General features: G+C 52.0%; 1 rRNA gene. It reads left to right on the top strand.

What is annotated here, in order from left to right:
* Window positions 1–625: ribosomal RNA gene (locus LC060_RS20890) — 23S ribosomal RNA — on the top strand; the annotation flags it as partial.

The following is a 625-nucleotide window of genomic DNA, read 5'->3' as shown; positions in this document are numbered from 1 at the left end:
GTAACGGGGCTCAAACCACACACCGAAGCTGCGGGTGTCACGTAAGTGACGCGGTAGAGGAGCGTTCTGTAAGCCTGTGAAGGTGAGTTGAGAAGCTTGCTGGAGGTATCAGAAGTGCGAATGCTGACATGAGTAACGACAATGGGTGTGAAAAACACCCACGCCGAAAGACCAAGGGTTCCTGCGCAACGTTAATCGACGCAGGGTTAGTCGGTTCCTAAGGCGAGGCTGAAAAGCGTAGTCGATGGGAAACAGGTTAATATTCCTGTACTTCTGGTTACTGCGATGGAGGGACGGAGAAGGCTAGGCCAGCTTGGCGTTGGTTGTCCAAGTTTAAGGTGGTAGGCTGAAATCTTAGGTAAATCCGGGGTTTCAAGGCCGAGAGCTGATGACGAGTCGTCTTTTAGATGACGAAGTGGTTGATGCCATGCTTCCAAGAAAAGCTTCTAAGCTTCAGGTAACCAGGAACCGTACCCCAAACCGACACAGGTGGTCGGGTAGAGAATACCAAGGCGCTTGAGAGAACTCGGGTGAAGGAACTAGGCAAAATGGCACCGTAACTTCGGGAGAAGGTACGCTCTCGACGGTGAAGTCCCTTGCGGATGGAGCTATTGAGAGTCGCAGA

It is taken from the genome of Novosphingobium profundi (assembly GCF_020524485.1).
GTDB lineage: Bacteria > Pseudomonadota > Alphaproteobacteria > Sphingomonadales > Sphingomonadaceae > Novosphingobium > Novosphingobium profundi_A.
This window is presented reverse-complemented; position numbering and strand designations above follow the sequence as displayed.